The 19583-nt window shown below is 68.3% G+C and carries 17 protein-coding genes; 4 read left to right on the forward strand and 13 right to left on the reverse strand.

Features of this window, described 5'->3' with window-relative positions; genetic code table 11:
- The 8 genes from E6K79_01785 to E6K79_01820 all read right to left on the reverse strand — a co-directional run.
- The coding region (locus E6K79_01785) for a hypothetical protein (GenBank protein ID TMQ66793.1) at positions 1–226 on the reverse strand (226 nt) is incomplete at its 3' end.
- A gap of 105 nt (positions 227–331) precedes the next feature.
- Positions 332–832, reverse strand: coding sequence for a hypothetical protein (locus E6K79_01790; GenBank protein ID TMQ66675.1), 501 nt, complete (start codon positions 830–832; stop codon positions 332–334).
- A gap of 214 nt (positions 833–1046) precedes the next feature.
- Positions 1047–2330 (reverse strand): hypothetical protein, encoded by a 1284-nt coding sequence (locus E6K79_01795; protein TMQ66676.1) that lies wholly within the window; start codon positions 2328–2330, stop codon positions 1047–1049.
- Between the two features lie 35 nt (positions 2331–2365).
- Entirely contained in the window at positions 2366–3217 is an 852-nt protein-coding gene (locus E6K79_01800) for a PEGA domain-containing protein (protein TMQ66677.1), read from the reverse strand.
- 22 nt (positions 3218–3239) lie between these two features.
- Entirely contained in the window at positions 3240–6050 is a 2811-nt protein-coding gene (locus tag E6K79_01805) for a hypothetical protein (protein TMQ66678.1), read from the reverse strand.
- A gap of 155 nt (positions 6051–6205) precedes the next feature.
- A complete protein-coding gene (locus tag E6K79_01810; GenBank protein ID TMQ66679.1) occupies positions 6206–7825 on the reverse strand; it encodes an amidohydrolase in 1620 nt (539 codons plus the stop codon).
- Positions 7822–8202, reverse strand: a complete 381-nt coding sequence (locus E6K79_01815) for a divalent-cation tolerance protein CutA (protein TMQ66680.1) — start codon at positions 8200–8202, stop codon at positions 7822–7824. The genes E6K79_01810 and E6K79_01815 overlap by 4 nt, the downstream gene beginning before the upstream one ends.
- Entirely contained in the window at positions 8195–9217 is a 1023-nt protein-coding gene (locus tag E6K79_01820) for a glycosyltransferase family 4 protein (GenBank protein ID TMQ66681.1), read from the reverse strand. The genes E6K79_01815 and E6K79_01820 overlap by 8 nt, the downstream gene beginning before the upstream one ends.
- A 56-nt stretch (positions 9218–9273) precedes the next feature.
- Here E6K79_01820 and E6K79_01825 point away from each other — a divergent pair, with 56 nt between their 5' ends.
- The 4 genes from E6K79_01825 to E6K79_01840 are packed head-to-tail and all read left to right on the forward strand — an operon-like array spanning position 9274 to position 13617.
- On the forward strand, positions 9274–10353 hold the full coding sequence (locus E6K79_01825; protein TMQ66682.1) for a M42 family metallopeptidase: 1080 nt from the start codon (positions 9274–9276) through the stop codon (positions 10351–10353).
- Positions 10350–11405 (forward strand): M42 family metallopeptidase, encoded by a 1056-nt coding sequence (locus E6K79_01830; protein ID TMQ66683.1) that lies wholly within the window; start codon positions 10350–10352, stop codon positions 11403–11405. The genes E6K79_01825 and E6K79_01830 overlap by 4 nt, the downstream gene beginning before the upstream one ends.
- Positions 11396–12421 (forward strand): M42 family metallopeptidase, encoded by a 1026-nt coding sequence (locus E6K79_01835; protein ID TMQ66684.1) that lies wholly within the window; start codon positions 11396–11398, stop codon positions 12419–12421. Before E6K79_01830 ends, E6K79_01835 begins: the two co-directional genes overlap by 10 nt.
- Positions 12418–13617 (forward strand): pyridoxal phosphate-dependent aminotransferase, encoded by a 1200-nt coding sequence (locus E6K79_01840; protein TMQ66685.1) that lies wholly within the window; start codon positions 12418–12420, stop codon positions 13615–13617. The genes E6K79_01835 and E6K79_01840 overlap by 4 nt, the downstream gene beginning before the upstream one ends.
- Positions 13618–13630: 13 nt before the next feature.
- On the opposite strand, the gene E6K79_01845 is transcribed toward E6K79_01840, so the two are convergent.
- Genes E6K79_01845 through E6K79_01865 form a run of 5 tightly spaced genes read right to left on the reverse strand, consistent with a single transcriptional unit; the run spans position 13631 to position 19558 of the window.
- A complete protein-coding gene (locus E6K79_01845) occupies positions 13631–15058 on the reverse strand; it encodes an NADH-quinone oxidoreductase subunit N (GenBank protein ID TMQ66794.1) in 1428 nt (475 codons plus the stop codon).
- 32 nt (positions 15059–15090) lie between these two features.
- Positions 15091–16803, reverse strand: coding sequence for an NADH-quinone oxidoreductase subunit M (locus tag E6K79_01850; protein ID TMQ66795.1), 1713 nt, complete (start codon positions 16801–16803; stop codon positions 15091–15093).
- Between the two features lie 17 nt (positions 16804–16820).
- The gene (gene nuoL, locus E6K79_01855; protein TMQ66686.1) at positions 16821–18752 is read right to left on the reverse strand and encodes an NADH-quinone oxidoreductase subunit L; all 1932 of its coding nucleotides are present in this window, start codon (positions 18750–18752) and stop codon (positions 16821–16823) included.
- Positions 18753–18755: 3 nt separating this feature from the next.
- Entirely contained in the window at positions 18756–19055 is a 300-nt protein-coding gene (gene nuoK, locus E6K79_01860) for an NADH-quinone oxidoreductase subunit NuoK (protein ID TMQ66796.1), read from the reverse strand.
- 14 nt (positions 19056–19069) lie between these two features.
- Positions 19070–19558 (reverse strand): NADH-quinone oxidoreductase subunit J, encoded by a 489-nt coding sequence (locus E6K79_01865; protein ID TMQ66687.1) that lies wholly within the window; start codon positions 19556–19558, stop codon positions 19070–19072.
- Positions 19559–19583 lie beyond the last annotated feature (25 nt).

Below are 19583 nucleotides of genomic sequence, written 5' to 3' on the forward strand. Positions count from 1 at the left end.
TGACGGCCCCGTCGACGCGGTGCCAGATCTCGCCCTCGATCTCCTCCACGCCGAGCACCGTCCGGTCCCCGATCGTTCCGAGATCGCACGGCTGTCCTCCGCCACCGGGGTAGAACGCGGTCTGATCGAGAGCGACCCGCGGGCCGCCGTCCCTGTCTTGGACGGCGACAACGGTAGCCGTAAATTGCCGGAGGTGGGAGTCGTCGTAATAGAGAAGCCGGGTCAAAGCCGATGGCCCTCAGTGGCGCGTGCGGCGGGGGAACCTGGCGGATGATACAGGAGGGCCCCCCGGCAGGCAATGAGGGGCCCCGGCGCTTCCTCTGGCGCGGCGTCAGCGCGACAACGCCACGTTACGCTGCTCGATGAAATCGGCGATGCGCTCGATGATCCCCCGCAGCTCCGAGAGGTTCATTTCGAATCGCTCGTCGTGGGTGTAGGCCTTCTCCATCTCATGCACGACGCGGTGGAGCGCTTCGAGCTCCTCCACGATCTGTCGATCGATCTGACCCAGCCCGTCGACGGCGTCGTTGCTCGGACCGTTCGCCTTCGTCGGCATCGAGATCGAAACCGCTTCGGCCAGGTACTCGAGCTTCCGCGCTCCGGCGTCGACCTCCTCCAGAAGATCCGAGAAGTCCTCACGGAATTGCTGGCTCTCGATCCGTTCCAGCCGATGCGCTTCGCCGTTCAAGTGCTCGGCGACGCTCATCCGAAATCGGCGGTCATCGTCGCGACGCTGCGTAATCTCCTGGTACCCCTTGTAGCCTGGAACGCGGCGCGCGATCTCCTCGGCAACATCCAGCGTGGCAAGCTTCGGCTGGCGGATGCGTGGCATCTTTCCGTCCTCCTGACCGTTGCAGAGTGCAACCTGACGAGCCGTTCCCTGGCCGCGGTGCGCAGCGCCAGCTAATTTCCATCCATTCGCGCGGTTCTCGAATGAATTGCTCTATCCGCTTGAGGAACCGGCAGATCTAGTCCGTGCCGGCCTGCCGCCGATGGGCGACGACCCGAGCACTTGGAGACGGGACTGCAACGCCCATGCCACGGCGTCACGGCACGCCGGGTCCACCCACGATCCGGACCGCGTAGGGGAGATCGATCGGGGCCGAGCCGCGGACGATCAACCCGCCGGGAGAGACCTCGACGACCCGACTCGTGTGGATCTCCGAAGCCCAGCAATCTCCCGTCACGGGGTCGACCATGATCCCGAACGGCTCGATGCCGGTGAGGATCGCCTGCGCCGCGCCGGATGCGGAGAGCCGGGTCAAGCGTCCGTTCCCCGCGCGCGGCGTGCCGCGCTCGCTGACCCAGACGGATCGCGTCGCCGCGTCCACCGCGAGGTCCGCGATTCCGGACCATCGCCCCGGTACCTTCGTCGCCGTGGAGTCTCTCGCGTCGAGCAGGTAGAGATCATCGCCGCTCGATGTGCGCACCGCGGTCCAGGCGTGCTCCGCCGCCTCGTCGAGCGCGATCGCGATCACGCGAGCGCCGAGGGACCATTCGTTGAGTAGGATTCCATCGGCCGTGAACCGTCGCACCGTCCCTGCTTCGTTCCCGACCCAGACCGTGGGGTCGGCCGTTCCCGCTTCCACCACGTGGGCCTCTCCCAGCGAGGAGATCGTGCGGAACGTATCCACGCTCGCCGGATTGGGGCCGAACGCGCGCACGAGGTGGTCGTCGGGGAAGGCGATCCAGGCGACGCCGCGCAGATCGGAGACCGAGACGTCCGCCGGGTGCGGGTGATCGATGGTCGGCCCCGCGGGCCTCCCGTCGAAGTAGGTCCGCAGAATGAATCCCGCATCGGGCATCGTGAGCCAGAGGAGCGTGTGCACGCGGTCGAGCTCCATGTCCTCGTAGGCTTCCGCCGCGGGCTGGACGTAGAGGATGTCCCTCGCGTCGGGAGTCAGGCCAACGAGCCCCGGGAGCCCGGCCGAGAGCACCACGATCTTTCGCGAGCCCGGCGTGGCGGTGTCCGTCTGGCTCACCGCGCTGTCCCCGGAGAGGAAGAAGGCCACGAGGCGATAGTTGTACGTCTCGTCGTTCGTGACGGCGGAATCGACCGTGCCCGCGATCGTCTTCCCGTACGGATCGCCGATGTACTGAGGCGTCTCGCCGGACCGCCAACGGAGGAGACCGTACGAGGCCACGTCCGGCTGCGGAAGCCGCGTCCAGCGGATTTCGACCTGCCTGTTCCCCGCCAGTGCGGCGAAGCCGGCGATCCTCCCGCCCGTGGCGCCGTTCTTCGGGTCGAGCGGGTTCAGGCGATCGCGCTGGGCGCATCCGGCCAGGAGCGCGGCCAAGATCACCGCGGTGACCGCGACCCGGGTCGGCACGCCCGCGGCTCCGCGCGGGCACGCCGGGTAGCCCCTCACCGGGACTGGCCGGTAAAGAGGAGGAGGAGCCCCCCGATCAGGCAGACCTGGCCCACCCCCAGCGAGAACGCCGCGTACCGGTCATAGCGGGCCGCGCGGTCGTAGAGGTCCGGGATCTGGTCGACGTCCGAGGAGGCCAGATAGCGGTCGTACCACTCGTTCCCTTGATGGTGGAAGGCGACGGCCGCTCCCGAGAGGGCCGTCCCCACGCCGACCAGGGTCCACTGCACCCAGCGCTTGCGGAACAGCGACGTTCGCGGGGCGGGGCCCAGCGGAGGAGGCGGGAGACCCGACCCGCGGAGCGCGACCCGGGGCGGTCCATGCGCGGGGTCCAGGAACGCCGAGCTCAGGAGCACGGTGTCGGCGAACGATTCACGCCCGAAGCGGAGCGACGCTCCCTCGATCCACGCGGGCTTGACCGTGAGGGGCGTCTCGCCCAGAAGCGAGTCGGCAAGATCGCCGGGACGGGCGGTCAGGAGGACGAAGGCAGGCTCCGGGTCCGATCGCAGGAGAATCGAAGGCCGAAGGTCGAGGAAGACCGTCACCGTCGAGCCGGCCCGAATGGTCACGGGGAGCGCGTCGCGCGCGGGATCGAACCGGCGCGGATCCGCGGCGAGAACACGCACACGGACCGTCTTCGCGGGAAGATGGAGCGAGTCGATCGGAGAGCGCCCGACCGGAGCGCCATCAACGAGCACCTGAAGCCCGGGCGGGATCGTCTCGACACGCAGAACGCCGGACGGAGCCGCCGTGGAATCGGCGGGCGCGGCCGACGCGGTCATCGCGGCCGCCGACGTCCAGCCGAGCAGCGCCGCCGAAAGCACGACGCCGCGAAGCCGGAGGGCCACTCCCTGGGCCCGACGCGCTGGTCTAGTAGTCAAACCCCAGGTAGAACTCCCGCTCCCAGCCCGGCTGCACGCGCTCGAAGTCCGTCCGCTTGGCGAAGTCGTAGCGCAGGACCATATACCCGAGAAGGTTCATGCGGAGCCCGATGCCGAAGCTCCCCTTGGGGCGCGGCATCGATTCGAACTTCTCCCACGCGGAGCCGGCGTCGGCGAAGGCGGCACCCTCGAGGCCCGGCAGCCCGAATCCGCGGAACGGAACGCCGAGCACGACGTGATCGAGGAGCGGGAAGCGGTACTCGACGTTCGCCATGGCCATGCGCGTCCCTTCGAAGTAGCGCCGCGGGTATCCGCGCATCGAGAGGCTCCCACCCATCACGAAGCGCTGCGGATCGGCGCCCTCGCTCGCCCTACCCTGCAGCCGCACCGCGACCGAGGTCCACTGGCTCACCCGGAAGTAGCGCCGGATGTCCGCGAGCAGGGTCACGCTCTCGTTCCGTCCCGAGGTCAGGTTCGTCGTGATCGACCCGGTCACGTTGAGCCGGGACCCGTCGCGCGGCCCGGTCGGAAACCAAAGGGTGTTGTCGCTCACGATGGAGATCGAGTGGGTAGCGAGGAGCCCTTCCCGCTCGAAGAGGCCGCCGAAGCGGTCCTTCTTGTCGTAATAGAGGGACATCGAACCGTCGATCCGGCGGAATCGCGAGAACGGATAGCTCGCGATCAACGATCCGCCCGCGCGCCGCTCGAAATAGTCGTCCCCCACGATGTCGACGAAATTGCCCGCGGAGTGGAATACGCCGAATCCGTAGTTCCACCGGTGCTCGCGACGGACGTTCCAGACCGCCAAATTCATCCGGGAAAGAATCTCCGAGGCTTGCTGCGCCGTGTTCCCGACCTGGAAGTAGTAGAGGCGGTTCCCTAGGAGGTCGCTGAAGGCCCCCTGGAATCCCTCCGACACGTTTTCCGTCGCGGCCGCGGAGATGCCGCCCTGAATCAGATCGAGCCCGTAGTGGGCCTGGTACTTCGATGGCGCTTCCGTCGAGCGCGCCAGGGTCTCGTCCCAGCTCCACTGCGGCGGGCCCTGGGCGAGAGCGGTGTCGAGCGAGAAAGAATCCCCGGGAGCCGGCGTCCCGACCGGCATCTGATAGATCCCGAAGCCGCCGCGGTTGAATCCCGTGAAGAGGAAGCTCTTCCCGTCCGGGAGCCAGGCCGGATCGAGCGTGGCGCCGAGGATCCGCGCCGCGCGCGCGCCGTTCCCTTCGCGATTGACGGTGTAGATCTCGTACATTCCGTCCCGGTCCGAGGCGAACGCGATGCGCGAGCCGTCCGGGGACCAGGTCGGCGTCTGATCGGTCCACGGTCCACATGTGAGGTACCGGACGTCGAGGGACTCGACGTCGATCAGGAAGAGATTGTGGTGCCCTTCCTTTCCGTAGCGCGTCCGGTCCGAGGAGAAGGCGATCTCCGTGCCGTCCGGAGACCACGTCGGGTCCGAATCCGCGTAGTAGTCGTTCGTGAGCCGCGTGACCTCACCGGTGTCCCGCCGCATCACGTAGAGATCGGATTGCCCCGAGGCGCGGAGGCCGGAAAACGCGATCTTCGTGCCGTCGCGGGACCAGGCCGGCGAAGCGAGGGAGATCAGATCCTCCACGTGGCTCCGGAAGACGACCTCACGCTTCGCCAAGTCCATGATGAAGAGGGCGTCCCGTCCGCTCCACTTCGACACGAATGCCAGCTCGCCGCCGCGCGACACGTCGATCCGGCTCTGGAACGGGTGGAACGATTCGAACTGGGCGCCGCGCTGTCCGCGTACCACCGACTTCACATTCCGTTCGGTGCCCCGGTAGGTGGCGCTGTAGATGTTCGTGTACCCGCTCCGCGCGGAAATGAATAAGTAGCGATTCCCGCCCAGGATCGTGGTGTCCGGCACCGCGACCGGCTTCAAGTTCACGCCTTGGGAGACCGCGCGATCCTGAGCCATCGTGGCGAGGGTTCCTCGGTCCTTCACCTCGGGGAAGTAGCGCCGCTTCATCGCGAGGATCCAGTCCTCCGACACGCGCCGGGCGGGCACGCCCGTCACGCGCTGGATCAGCTTCTCGAACGAGTCTTCGCGGTGGAGCTCGGTGTAGAGGCGGCGGAGCGCGTCCTGGCCGTAGGTCTCGCCGATGTACTGGCAGAGCGACTGGCCGAGCTTGTAGACGGTGAACGTCCCGTCGTATTTCCAGAATTCGTTGATCTGGGGAAGGCTCCCCTCGAGGACCATGTCGGAGACCACCATCGTCCCCTGCGCGTCCCACTTCGTCGACCAGTACTCGGCGAGACCCTCGGAGAACCAGAGCGGCGGGACCAGGTAGCTCGCCCGGCGGTGCTTCTTGTACGACTCCTCCATGATCGAGAACTGGAAGACGTGGACCATCTCGTGGTGGAGCACGTGCTGGAATTCGGCGAACGAGCCGGTATACGGGAGGACCACGCGCCCCTTCATGAACTCCGTGAAGCCCTGCACGCCTTCCGGAACGAAGAAGGGGCTCACGTTCGTCTGCTCGAAGTGGTGGTGGGAGCTGTAGACGATCAGCGGGATCATGCGCGGGACTTCGTGCTGGAACTTCGCCGACAGATCCTGATAGCTCTCTTCGGCGAGGATCAGGGCCAACCGCGCGATCGGCTCTTCCTGGGGATAATAGAAGATCTCGACGTGCTCGCCTTTCAGCGTCAGCCAGTCAAAATTCTCGTACTGAACCTTGTTTTTACCGAAGGCGTAGTACTGCGCTGCGGCAGGCGCTGCGGCGGCAAATAGAAATGCCGCTGTGAGTCCTACGAGTAGCCCGTTCTTCTTCATTCTTGAGCGGCCTTCGGTCGAGTCCGCCCGGCGAGACGACATAGGGAGGAAATGCTTACAAGAATTATACCTGCGGACGCCTCCGGGATCAAGCCCGGAGCGTGAAAAATCGATCTTTGGAGCGATCATTTTCGAGATCGTTCGCCCTCTCGTTGTCAGCCCCTTCGGGTAGGGCCGTAGGCCTGGCTCCCACCGACCCACGTTCGGACCGCACGCACGCGATGCCACCGATCGACCGCCGTTTCGCGCAGATCGTGGTCGAAATGGACCAGATCGGCCGCGAAGCCGGGCGCGAGGCGCCCTAGGTGGAGGGGCCAGCCCGCGGCTCGGTGCCCCTCTTCGAGGTGGGCGCGCAGGGCCCGCGCCAGTCGGATCCGCTGCTCCGGGTGGAATGCCTCGTCCGGCGGCTCCTCGCCCTCACGACGCAGGAGCGCCGCCTGGAGCCCGAGCAGGGGCCCGGCCCGATCGAACGGCGCGTCCGATCCGAATGCGAGGCGCGCGCCCGCTCCTGCAAGGCTTTTCCAGGCGTAGGATCGTGCGGTCCGCCGACCCCAGTGGAGGCGGGCCACGGCGCGGTCGGTCAGCTGATGGATCGGCTGCACGGATGCGAGAACCCCGAGGCGGTGGAATCGCTCCCAATCCTCGGATCGGGATAGCTGAACGTGCTCCACGCGGGGCGGAAGCGGGAAGCGCTTCCCGGCCAGCAGGCATGATTCGATCGCGTCGAGCGCGTGACGAACGGCCCGATCACCGATCGCGTGAATGGCGACCGAGAGGCCGGCGTCCGCGGCCCGCGCGCACGCGGCCGCGAGCTCGGCGGGCGGCGTCACCTCGATCCCTCGATCGCCGCTCCCCTCGTACGGCTCCTCGAGCAGGGCGGTCGCCGAGCCTAGGGTCCCGTCGGCGAACATCTTCACCGGCCCGACCCGGAGGCGCTCCCCGCCCAGGCCGGCCGCGAGCCCCAACGTTTCGCCCGCCTCGAGCGAGCTCACCGGCACCGACAGGAGGAGTCGGAAGCGGAGCTTGCCCTCCCGCTCCAGCTCGGCCGCGGCGCGCCACGTGCCCGCCCGATCGAAGTCGTGGGCGCTCGTGATGCCGAGGGAGCGGGCCTTCGCGATCGCGGCCGCGAGGTCGTCCCGGGTCGGGGTCGCGCGCCGGATCCTCTCGGTCATGAGCTTTCGCGCTTCCTCGATCAGGACCCCGGTCGGAGCGCCGGAGCGGTCGCGCTCCACGCTCCCGCCCGGAGGGTCGCCACCGCGGTCGTCGATTCCGGCTCGCTCGAACGCGGCTCGATTTCCCCAGACCGAGTGCCCGTCCACGGCGTGGAGGACGAGCGGCCGCTCGGGCGCGATCCGATCCAGGAGCGCTCGAGACCTCTCCGAGGACGCCCACTCCCGGGGCACCCAGCCGCGCAGGAGAAGCCACTCTTCCCCCGGCGCGGCCTTCGCCCGCTCCGCGGCGGCGATCTCGATCGACCGCGTGTCCTGCGCCCGAAGCCACGGCTCGCCCAGCGCGCGAATCCACGTCACCAGGTGGATATGGGCGTCGGTGAAGCCGGGGGTCAGGGTTCCACCCTTGAGGTCGAGGCGCTTCGCCTTGCGGCCGGCGCGGGCTTTGAGATCGGCGAGGGGGCCGACCGCCATGATTCGGTCTCCTCGGACCCACACCGCCGTGTCAGGCGCGCGCCGCCCTCGCGGTCCTTTCGCGGGGCGCGAGGCGATCGAGGCATCGAGGAGCGTGGCGCCGTGGAGGAGCAGGTCGACCGGCGCGGTCACCGCGGCCCGACCTCCTTCTCGATCCACGCGAGATAGGGCGCGTGGCCGCCCTGGACCTGGAGGACCAGGATCTCGGGAACGCGATCGGGATGCGATGCCCGTATCGCCAAGACCGCGGCGCGGGCGCGGGAGGCGGTCGTCTTACCCCAGAGAAGGGTGCTCGAGTCCGCGCGCTCCTTCCCTTCCCACCGATAGAAGGCGCGCCCGTTCGGGGTGACGGTGGCGCACGCGACGGCGCGGGAGCGCACGAGCGCTCGGGCGGCCCGCTCCGCGGCAGCCCGGCTCGGATAGGCCGAGAGGATCACGACCGCGCGGGGGACGCGGCGCCGCGAGCGGGGAGCGCGGGGCCGCGGACGCTTCGTCTTTCGCTCAGCCATTGCTCTTCCCTCCCAGGCGCTCGTGGATTGCGCGCTCGATCCGGTCGGCCGCGCGCTCCCAGGTGAACTCGGCGATCCGCCCCCGCCCTCGCGCGGCGAGCGCGGCCCGTGCCGACGGATCGCGGAGGAGCGGCGCGACCTTGCGCGCCAGCGCCCACGCCCAGGGCCACCGGGCCACGGCGGCCGTCCCGCCGTCGACGGCGAAATCCTCGGTTCCGCTTCGGGTGCAGACGACCGCGGCGCCGCAAGCCATCGCCTCCGCCGCGGTGTTGCACCATCCGGCCCTCCGCTCGCCGCTCACGAAGAGGTCCGCGTCGGCATAGAGCCCCCGAAGCTCTTCCTGAGTCGGGCGGAGCGCCCAGCGAAACGGTATGGAGAGGGCCCGCGGGAGCTTCGGCTCCGGCTCACCGTTCGGAGGCGCGTCGAAGAGCGTGAGCTCGACCGAGACGCCGGTGGCGCGGGCCGCGGCTTCCACCGCGCGCGCGGCCGCCCACGATCCCTTCCTTGGCCGCGACAGCCGCCCATAGACGAGCGCCTTCACAGGGCTCCCCGCGCGGAACCGGTCGAGGCGCGGGTCGGGGTCGCGCGGCCAGAACATCTCCAGATTCACGCCGCCCGCCGCGTCGACGGCCTGCACGCCGCGTCGGGCGAGGTAGCGCCGCATCCCCGCCGAGTTCGCCAGCACGAGGTCCGCGCGCCGCCACGCCCTGACGGAGCCGCGGGCGCCTTCCAGGACGGCGTAGAAAACCCGGAGCGCCCCTTCGGCATCGGCGTCGAGGAAGAGCGCCGGGTCGGGCGAGAGCACGGCGTCCCACCGCCCGGGCCGAAGCTCCTCGAGCGTCCCGACGCGCCCGTCGAAGCGAAGCCACGGGCGCTCGACCCCGCGCGTCTCCGGCGTGAGCAACGCGACATCGTGCCCGCGCGCCACCCAGATTCGCCCCAGCTCCAAGAACCTCCGAACACCGCCGTAGACCCCCAGATGAGGCAGCGCGACCGCGATTCGAAGGGCGCTCATGAGCGCGCGGAGTTTACATTTGCCTCCCCCCACCCGGTGCACTAAATTCGCAGGCTATGCCTCGCGCGGCTGAGAGAAGCACGACCGAATGGCTGGAGCATTTGACCGTGCTCCCGGGCACGCCGGGCCACGAGCAGGCCGCCGCGCGGGAGATCGAGAGGGCCTTCTCCCTCTACGCCGACCGCGTGGAGCGGGACCGCGTGGGAAATCTCCGCGCGTGGATCGACGGCGCCGGCGATCCGCCGCGCCCTCGCGCGCTCCTCGCCGCCCACATGGACCGGATCGGATTTCTTGTGAAGTCGGTCGAGCCCGGGGGCTACCTCAGGCTCACCGAGCTGGGCGGGTTCGATCCGCGCACGCTTCTCGGCAAGGAAGTCCTGATCCATTCCAAGACCCCGATGGCCGCGGTCTTCGGAACAAGGCCGCCCCATCTCCAGAAACCCGGCGAGTCGGACCGCGTCCTCCCCGTCGAAGAGCTTTATCTCGACACGGGGCGCCCCGAGCGCGAGGTGCGTCGCCGGGCCCCGGTCGGAACGCCGGTCACGCTGCGCCAGCCCCCGGTTCCGCTCCTGGGCGGCCGCCTGGCCGCGCCCGCGATGGACGACCGCGCTGGGATCGTCGTGCTCCTGCGTACCCTCGAGACCCTGAGCCGCGATCGTCCGGCCTGGGACGTCGTCGCGGTCGCGACGGTCGAGGAGGAGTTCGCCGCCATCTGCTTCGGCGCGAGAACGGCCACGGAGTCGATCGACCCGCAGCTCGGCATCGCGATCGACGTGAGCCACGGCGACATGCCGGGCGCCCGCGAGGGCGACACGGTTCCGCTCGGCGGCGGCCCATCGCTCTGCGTCGGGGGAAACATCCACCCCAAGGTGGTCGAGGGGCTGCGCGCCAGCAGCCGCGCGCTCGGCATGACGGTCCAGATCGAGGGCTGCCCGATGGGCTCGTCCACGGACGCGATGGACATCCAGATCGCCCGCGAGGGAGTCCCGACCGCGGTGATCGGGATCCCCTGCCGCTACATGCACACCGGCATCGAGACCGTCGAGCCGCGGGACGTCGACGCGTGCGCGCATCTCCTCGCGCACTACCTCGCCGCCCTTCCCGTGGAGTGGCGTGCGACCGAGGTTCTGAAGTGAGTCGCGCTGCCGCGCCCACTTTCGAGGAGCGATTCCTCGAGACGTTCTCGAATGCCGTCGGCGTGAGCGGCGGCGAGGAGAGCGTGCGCGCCGCCGTCGTGGACGCGGTGAAGGACCACGTCGACTCGCTGGAGGTCGACGCGATGGGAAGCCTGGTCGCCCGGATCGCGCCCACGGGGAAGCGGCGCCGACCGCACGTCATGCTCTGCGCCCACATGGACGAGATAGGCGTGATGATCACCGGCATCGAGTCGGACGGCCGGCTCCGGTTCCGGAAGGTCGGAGGAATCGACTCGAGGATCCTGGTGGGCCAGGTGTTTCGCATCGGGTCGAACGGGCTACGCGGCGTTTCGGGAACCCTGCCGCCGCATCTCATCACGCGCGCCGACCGCGAGAAGGTGGCGGCGGTCGAGGATCTCTACCTGGATATCGGCGCGGCGTCACGCGAGGAAGCGCAGGGGCGCGTCGCCATCGGCGACTACGCGACGTTCGATACGACGTACGAGAGCTGGGGAGACACGCGCAAGGGAAAAGCGTTCGATGACCGCGTCGGGTGCGCGGCGCTCGCGAGCCTGGTGCGCCAGCGTCCGCCCGTACCTGTGACCGCGGTCTGGAGCGTCCAGGAAGAGGTCGGATTGCGCGGCGCCGCGGCGGCCGCCCGGCGCGTGGCGCCCGACCTCGCCGTCGTGCTCGAAGGCACTGCCTCGGGGGAAGCTCCGGGAATGGCGCCCGAAGAGTCGGCGCCACTCATGGGAGGCGGGCCCGCGCTCACCGTGCAGGATCGGAGCCTGATGGCCGACGCGCGCTTGGTGGACTTGATCGAGCGGACGGCGCGGCAGCGGAAGATCCCCACCCAGTGGAAGCGGCCGGGCATCGGCGGCACCGACGCCGGACGGATCGCCCTCTCGGGAGCCGGGGTTCCGTCCGCGGTGATCTCCATCCCCTGTCGCTACATCCATGCCCCGGCCGCATACCTCGACATCCGGGACGCGCGGCGCATGGTCGCCCTCGTCTGGCACTTGCTTGACTCTCTGACAAAGGAGTGGCCGTGAAATCGCTCGCCGGCAGGGTCGACTCGCTCCTCCCTTCCCTCCTCTCAGCGTTCGGGCCGCCCGGCCGGGAGAGCGGCGTCCGCGACGTGCTTCGCCGCGCGCTTCGCGGCCTGGGGAAAGTCACCGAGGACGCGACCGGGAACCTCCATCTCCATCGGCCAGGCAAGGGGCCGCGGCTTCTCCTCGCGGCGCCGATGGATGCCGCCGGCCTGATCGTGACCCGGGTCGACTCCACGGGCCTCGCGCGCGTGGCGGTCCTCGGAAACCGCAATCCCGCCGAGCTCGTGGGCGCCACCTTCCGCTTCGAGGACGGCGCGCTCGCGCTCCTCGGCTGCGATAGACCCAAAGGTACCAAGAGCGGCGCCGAGATCGAGGCGGATCAGCTCTTCCTGGAAACCGGATTGGGGCCGAAGGAAGCGGGGCGCCGGCTCCGCGTCGGCTCGATCGGCGCGATCGAGGATCGGCCGATCCGGCTCGGCGACCTCTGGTGCGCCGCGAATCTCGACAGCAGGGCCGGCTGTGCGGCGGTCGTCGCGGCGCTTCGCGCGACGCCCTCGCCGCGGTACGATCTACACGTGATCTTCAGCGCGCAATCGGACCTGAGCGCCCGCGGGGCGGTCACCGGCGCGTTCGGCGTCGACCCCGAGCAAGCCGTCGTGGTCGACGTGGCGCACGTGGATCCCAAGGAGACGGGCGGCGCGGCGGTCGGAAAGGGCCCCTGCCTGGGACTTAAAGAATCTGGGTTCCTGGCGCACCCCGAGGCGCTCGCGCTCGTAAAGCGCGCCGCCGCGGCGGCGCACGTCCCGACGCAGTGGCTGATCCGCGAGTCGGAAGGAAGCGACGCGCGCGCCGTCCGCGCGGCCCGCACCGGGGTCCCGACGGCTCTGATCGCGATCCCCGCCCGACGGAGCGGCGGTCCGGTCTCCTTCGTTCACGCGCGCGACATCGGCCAGACGGCGACTCTTGTAGCGCGGCTCCTCACGACGCCGCCGAAATCGAAAGGAGGACGGAGATGAAGGTCTCCGAACGCGGGGACAAGGCGCAAGCCTCCCCCATCCGCCGCCTCGCCCCCTACGCGGACGAAGCGGTGAAGAGCGGGGCCAGGGTCTATTACCTGAACATCGGCCAACCCGATCTGCCCACGCCGGAGATCGTGATGGAGCGCATTCGTAGCTACCCTGGGAAGTACGTCCCGTACAGCCCGTCGGCGGGAATTCCCGAGTTCCAGAAAGGAATGGCCGCCTACTACGCGCAGCAAGGGCTCCAGGTCGCGCCGGCCGAGGTGCTCACGACGGTGGGCGGGAGCGAGGCGCTCCAGTTCGCTTTCTGGGCCCTCTTCAACCCGGGCGACGAGGTCCTCCTCTTCGAGCCCTTCTACACGAACTACGCCACGATGGCGCTGGTCGCCGGCGTGGGCGTGAAGCCCCTCACGTGCGACTCGCGGACCGGCTACCACCTCCCCCCGATCGAGGCGATCGAGCGGGCCGTGGGCCCGAAGACACGCGGCGTCCTGATCTGCGCGCCCTCGAACCCGACCGGGACCGCATACACCGCGGCGGAAATCGACGCGATCGTCGACTTGGCCAAGCGGAAGGATCTCTGGATCATCACGGACGAGGCGTACCGCGAGTTCATCTACGACGGAACGAAGTGCGAAAGCCCCATGACCCGCAAGGGCGCCGAGGAGCGCACCGTTCTGGTCGACTCGATCTCCAAGCGGTTGAACATGTGCGGCGCGCGCGTCGGCGCCCTCGTGACCAAGAACGCCGCGGTCCGCGACGCCTGCTTGAAGTTCGCGCAGGCACGGTTGTCGCCGCCGACCCTGGGCCAGTACGCGGCGGCGGTGATCGACCAGGTGCCGGCCTCCTATACGCAGGGGGTCGTCGCGGAGTTCAAGAAGCGACGGGACCTCGTGCTCGAAGGCCTCGGGAAGATCCCCGGCGCGTTCGCCCGGAAGCCGGAAGGCGCGTTCTACCTCATGGCCGAGCTTCCCGTCCCCGACGCCGAGGAGTTCGTGATCTGGATGCTGAAGGAATACCGGAAGGACGGAGCGACCGTCATGGTCGCGCCCGGTGACGGCTTCTACGCCACGCCGGGCCGCGGGAAGAACGAGATCCGCTTCGCCTACGTCCTCGAGACGGGCGCGCTCACCAAGGCGATGGAGGTTCTGGCCGGCGCGCTGGAGGCGTACCCGATCCGGGTCGCCAAGTAGGGCCGGCGCCCGTTTACGAGAAGAGCGCCTTCACTCCCTCGCGCGCGGCGTCGAGCCAGGTGCCCGGGAAGAGGCCCGGCCAGAGCGTGGCCGCGGCGGTGACGAGGAGGACCAGGGCCAGCGTGACCGGCACCCGGATCGCGGGCAGGGCCTCCTGCGCCTCGCGCATGTACATGAGGACCATCAGCCGCAGGTAGTAGAAGATCGAGATCGCGCTGTTCAAGACGCCGATCACGGCCAGGAGAACGTGCCCGGACTGGACGGCGGCGCCGAAGAGATAGAGCTTCCCCGTGAAGCCCACCGTCGGCGGGATCCCCGAGAGCGAGATCATGAACAGGGAAAGCAGCGCTCCGATGACCGGGTACCGGAATCCGAGCCCGTTGTAGTCGCGCAGCTCCTCCCCCCGCTGCCCCTTGTGCTCGAGCAGCACGATCACCGCGAACGCGCCCAGGTTCATCGCCACGTACGCGATGAGGTAGAAGACCGCGGCCGCGCCCCCCGTCGCGCCGCCCGCGACGATCCCGATCAGGACGTATCCCGAATGGGCGATGCTCGAGTAGGCGAGCATCCGCTTCACGTTGGTCTGGGCGATCGCCGCGATGTTCCCGATCGTCATGGTGAGGGCGGCGATCACGGATAGGATCGAGTCCCACTCCGACTGGATCGGCCCGAACCCGACGAAGAAGACGCGGAGAATCGCGGCGAACGCCGCCGCCTTCGGTCCGGCCGAGAGGAATGCCGTGATCGGGGTCGGCGCGCCCTCGTAGACGTCCGGCGTCCACATGTGGAACGGGGCCGCGGCCACCTTGAAGGCGAGCCCGACCAGGATCAGGGCAACCCCCGAGAAGAGGAGCCCCTCCGGGATGGGGCCGGCCGCGCCGCTCACGCTCTCGGCGATCTTGGCGAGGTTCGTCGTCCCGGTGGCGCCGTAGACGAGCGCGATCCCATAGAGGAGGATCGACGAGGCGAACGCGCCGAGGAGGAAATATTTCATCGCCGCCTCGTTCGAGGCGTCGGAGTCGCGGCGGTAGCCCGCGAGAATGTAGAGCGAGATCGAGAGGACCTCGATCCCGAGAAAGAGCGTGATCAGGTCGAGGCTCGAGGCGAGGACCATCATCCCGACCGTCGCGAAGAGGAGCAGCGCGTAGTACTCCGAGTGCTCGACGTTGTCCTTCCGGAGGAACGGCATGGAAAGCAGGATCACGAGCCCCGTGCTCCCCAGGAAGAGCAGGTTGAAGAGCGTCGAGAGGTTATCGAGCACCGCCATGCCGGAATAACCGGTCTGCGACATCCCCCACTGCGCGGCGGTCCGGGCCATGGCATACAGGACGCCGGCGAGGGCGAAATACGCGGAGAGGTGTTTCTTCCCGTGCGGGAGCAGCAGGTCGACCAGGAGGAGCAGGATCCCGGTGATCGAGACGATCAGCAGCGGCTCGATCATCCCGAGCGGGGCGTCGATCACGAACGGGACCTTCACGGCGTGTCCCCCGCCCCGGGCGCGCTGCCCGCCGCGGACTCCGGCGCCGCTTCGACCGCCGCAGCCGACTCGCTCGGGGCCGGTTCGACCGTCGCCGCGGTCGACTCGCCCGGCGCCGTCTCACTCGACGCGGTCGTATCGGCAGCCGTCGCGCCGGCCGTGGCCGCGCCCGCCGCGGGGGGCTCCATCGAGCCCGATGCGAGGGTGTGCGCGTTCACCCGCTCCATGAGCTGGGAGACCGAGACGTCGAGCTTCCGGAGAAACGGATTCGGGAAGACTCCGATCCAGATGATCAGCGCGATCACCGGGGCGAGCGTCCAGAACTCGCGCGGCGTCATGTCTTTGAGCCCGCGATTCTTCTCGTTCGTGACCGGCCCGAACATGACCCGCTGGTACATCCAGAGGAGGTAAACGGCCGCCAGGATCACCCCCACCGCCGAGATCGCGGCGATCACCGGGAGCGCCCTGAATGCGCCGAGCAGGATCAGGAACTCGCCCACGAAGCCGTTGAGGCCGGGGAGCCCGAGGCTGCTCAGGCAGATCACCAGGAAGAACGCCGCGAACCAGGGGAGCACCTCCGCCAGGCCGCCGAACTCGGAGATCTCCCGGGTGTGGCGCCGCTCGTAGATCATCCCCACCGCGAGGAAGAGCGCCCCCGTGGAGAGCCCGTGGTTGATCATCTGGAGAATGCCGCCCTGCAAGCCCTGCGGGTTGAGCGCGAAGAGTCCGAGCATGACGAACCCGAGATGGCTCACCGACGAATACGCGACCAGCTTCTTGACGTCCGGCTGGACCATCGCGACGAGGGCGCCGTAAATGATCCCGATGACCGCGAGCGCGATGATCCACGGGGCGAACGCCTGGGTCGCCTCCGGAAAGAGCGGCATCGCGAATCGGACGAAGCCGTAGGTCCCCATCTTGAGGAGGACCCCGGCTAGGATCACGCTGCCGGCGGTCGGCGCCTCGACGTGCGCGTCCGGGAGCCAGGTGTGGAACGGGAACATCGGCACCTTGATGGCGAAGGCGAGCGCGAAGGCGGCGAAGAGCCAGAGCTGGGCGGTTCGGCCGAGCGGCGTCTCGTAGAGTCGCATGAGGTCGAACGTGAACTCCCCGTATGCCGCGTGGTACGAGAAATAGAGGTAGAGGATCGCCACCAGCATGAGGAGGCTTCCCGCCACCGTGTAGAGAATGAATTTGACCGCCGCGTAGATCTTCCGCGGTCCGCCCCAGACCCCGATGATCAAGTACATCGGGATCAGGACCGCTTCCCAGAAGACGTAGAAGAGCACGAGATCCAGCGCGGCGAAGACGCCGATCATCCCCGTCTCGAGCACGAGCAGGGTGGCGTAATAGGCCTTCACCTTGTCCGTGATGGCGGTGAAGGACGAGAGGATCGAGATCGCCGAGAGAAAGGTCGTGAGGAGGATCAAGAGGACGCTGATCCCGTCGACGCCCAGGGAATAATTGACCCCGAGGCTCGGCACCCACGGCGCGCGCTCGACGAACTGCATCCCCGGCTTCGTCGCGTCGAAGAGCGTGAAGAGCGGGATCGAGGCGACGAACGTGATCCCCGAGATCGCGAACGCGGCCCACCGAACGGCCTGTGCCTTGGACGAGGGGATGAGGAGCAGCAACGCCGCTCCCACGAGCGGGAAGAAGATCAGGAACGACAGGATCGGGACGCCCAGGATCGTCACGGTCGTGACCATTGCGCCGGCGGTCTCGGTCATCGGAGCGCCAGGTAGCCGAAGACGACCACCATCCCCAGCGTGAGGATCATCGCGTAAACCTGGACGTAGCCCGTCTGGGCCAACCGAAGCAGTCCAGCCGCGCGGTCGATCTCCCTGCCGATCCCGTTCACCGCGCCGTCGATGACCGCGGCGTCCACCCGTTTCCACAGGCTGACCGAGCCGCGGACGATCGGCTGGACGATCTTGGCGTCGTAGATCTCGTCGATCCAGTACTTGTTGAGGAGGAGCAGGTAGAGGCTCTTCACGCGCTCGCCCAAACGCTTCGGCGCCTCGGGGTCGACCACGTAGAACCGGTACGCGACGAAGATTCCGCTCAGGGCGACCACCAAAGAGATGACCATCAGCGCGATCTCAAGACCCGCCTCGCCCGCCGCGTGGCCCGCGTGGGCAGCGCCCACGACGCGGGAGACGTCGGCGAAGACCGGCTCGAGGAATGCGTCGAGGCGCTGTCCCCGCTCGATCAAAGGTACCTGCACGAGCCCCCCCACCGCGCTCAGCACCGCCAGGATCACGAGCGGGATCGTCATGCTGTTCGGGGATTCGTGGAGGTGGTGCTTCGCTTCTTCCGTCAGGCGCGAGGTGCCGCGGAACGTCAGGAAGTAGAGGCGGAACATGTAGAACGCGGTCAGGAAGGCGCCGATCACGCCGGCCGCCCAGAGCAGGGGCTGGCCCGACTTCCACGCGTACCAGAGAATCTCGTCCTTGCTGAAGAAGCCCGCGAGCGGGAACACGCCCGCGATCGCGAGGGTCGCGATCAGCATCGTCGCGTGCGTGCGCGGCAGGGCCGCTCTCAGGCCGCCCATCTTCTCGAGATCCTGCTCCCCGGAGAGGGCGTGGATCACGCTGCCCGCGCCAAGGAAGAGGAGCGCCTTGAAAAAGGCGTGCGTCATCAGGTGGAAGATCCCCGACGTGTAGGCGCCCACGCCCAAAGCGAGGAACATGTATCCGAGCTGGCTTACGGTCGAGTAGGCGAGGACGCGCTTGATGTCCTTCTGGACGAGCCCGATCGTCGCCGCGAAGAGCGCCGTCGCCGCCCCGATGACCGCGACGACCATGAGCGCCGCCGGGGCCAGCGTGTAGAGGATGTGGCAGCGCGCCACCATGTAGACGCCCGCGGTGACCATCGTCGCGGCGTGGATGAGCGCGCTGACCGGCGTCGGGCCTTCCATCGCGTCCGGGAGCCAGACGTGGAGCGGAATCTGGGCGCTCTTCCCCATCGCGCCCACGAAGAGGAAGAGGGCGATCGCTGTCGCCAGCCCGCCTCCCACCGCGAGGCGCTCGGGCGCCTCCGCGAAGACCCGGCCGAAATCGAGCGTCCCGAACGTCACGAAGACGAGGAAAATCCCGATCAAGAATCCCCAGTCGCCGATCCGGTTCACGACGAACGCCTTCATCCCCGCCTGCGCCGCGGCCGGCTTCTGGTACCAGTACCCGATCAGGAGGTAGGAGCAGAGACCGACCCCCTCCCACCCGAAGAAGAGGAGCAGGAAGTTATCGGCGAGGACGAGCATGAGCATCGAGAAGGTGAAGAGGTTCAGATAGGCGAAGTAGCGCCCGTAGGCTTTCTCGTGCGCCATGTATCCGGTCGAGTAGACGTGGATCAGGAACCCGACACCGGTCACGACGAGCATCATGACCGCCGAGAGCGGGTCGAGGCCGAGGCGGATCGGCACGGAGAGGTCGCCCGAGTCGATCCAGGGGAAGAGCGTCTGGACGAAGACCTGTTCCCCGCTCGGAAGGCGAAGCAGCGAGACGAAGCAGCCGACCGCGATCGCGAAGGCGGCGCCCACCGTGCCGGTCCCGATCGCGCTGACCAGCTTCCTCGGAATCCTCCCCGCGCCCAGGCCGTTCACGATCGCTCCGAGAAGAGGCAGAGCGGGAATCAGCCAGAGCCAATCGAGCGGCACGCGCTATCCTTTCAGGAGGCGGACGTCGTCGACGTTCGCCGTGGACTTGAGCCTGAAGATCGCGACAAGAATCGCGAGACCCACCGCCACTTCCGCGGCCGCGACCGCCATCACGAAGAAGACGAAGATGTGCCCGTCCATCGTCCCGTGCTGGCGCGAGAAGGCGAGGAAGCTCAGGTTCACCGCGTTCAACATCAGCTCGATCGACATGAAGATGATGAGCGCGCTGCGGCGCACCAGGACCCCCACGACCCCGATCGTGAAAAGAAGCCCGGCCAGAACCTGGTACCAGTAGAGAGGAATCGACGAGGCGCCGGTCACGCGAATTTCCTCTTTGCCAGGACGACCGCGCCGACCACCGCGACCAAGAGCAGGATCGAGGTGATCTCGAAGGGGAAGAGCCAGACCGTGTAGAGGATGCGGCCGATTGCGGCCGGCGAGCCGAAGTCCGGCGGTAGCACGGCCTCGGGCATTCCCGACGAATCGCCCCCCGCGGGCGAGAGGACCGTCCAGAGCAGCTCCACGAAGACGAGGAGAGCGAAGAGGATCCCAAAGCCCTTCGCGGCGCCCGGGGTCAGGATCGCAGACTCACTCTTCACGTTCAGGAGCATGACCACGAAGAGGAAGAGCACCATGATCGCGCCCGCGTAGACGATGACTTGCAGCGCCGCGATGAACGGAGCGTGCAGCATGACGAAGAGTCCGGATACCGAGAGAAGGACTCCGACCAGAAGGAGCGCGCAGTGCACGGGATTCCGGTGGAAGACCACGCCCAGCGCGCAGCCGATGGCGATCCCGCCGAACATCGCGAAGAGGAAGGGCTCGAAGAGC

The organism is Candidatus Eisenbacteria bacterium, from assembly GCA_005893305.1.
GTDB lineage: Bacteria > Eisenbacteria > RBG-16-71-46 > SZUA-252 > SZUA-252 > WS-9.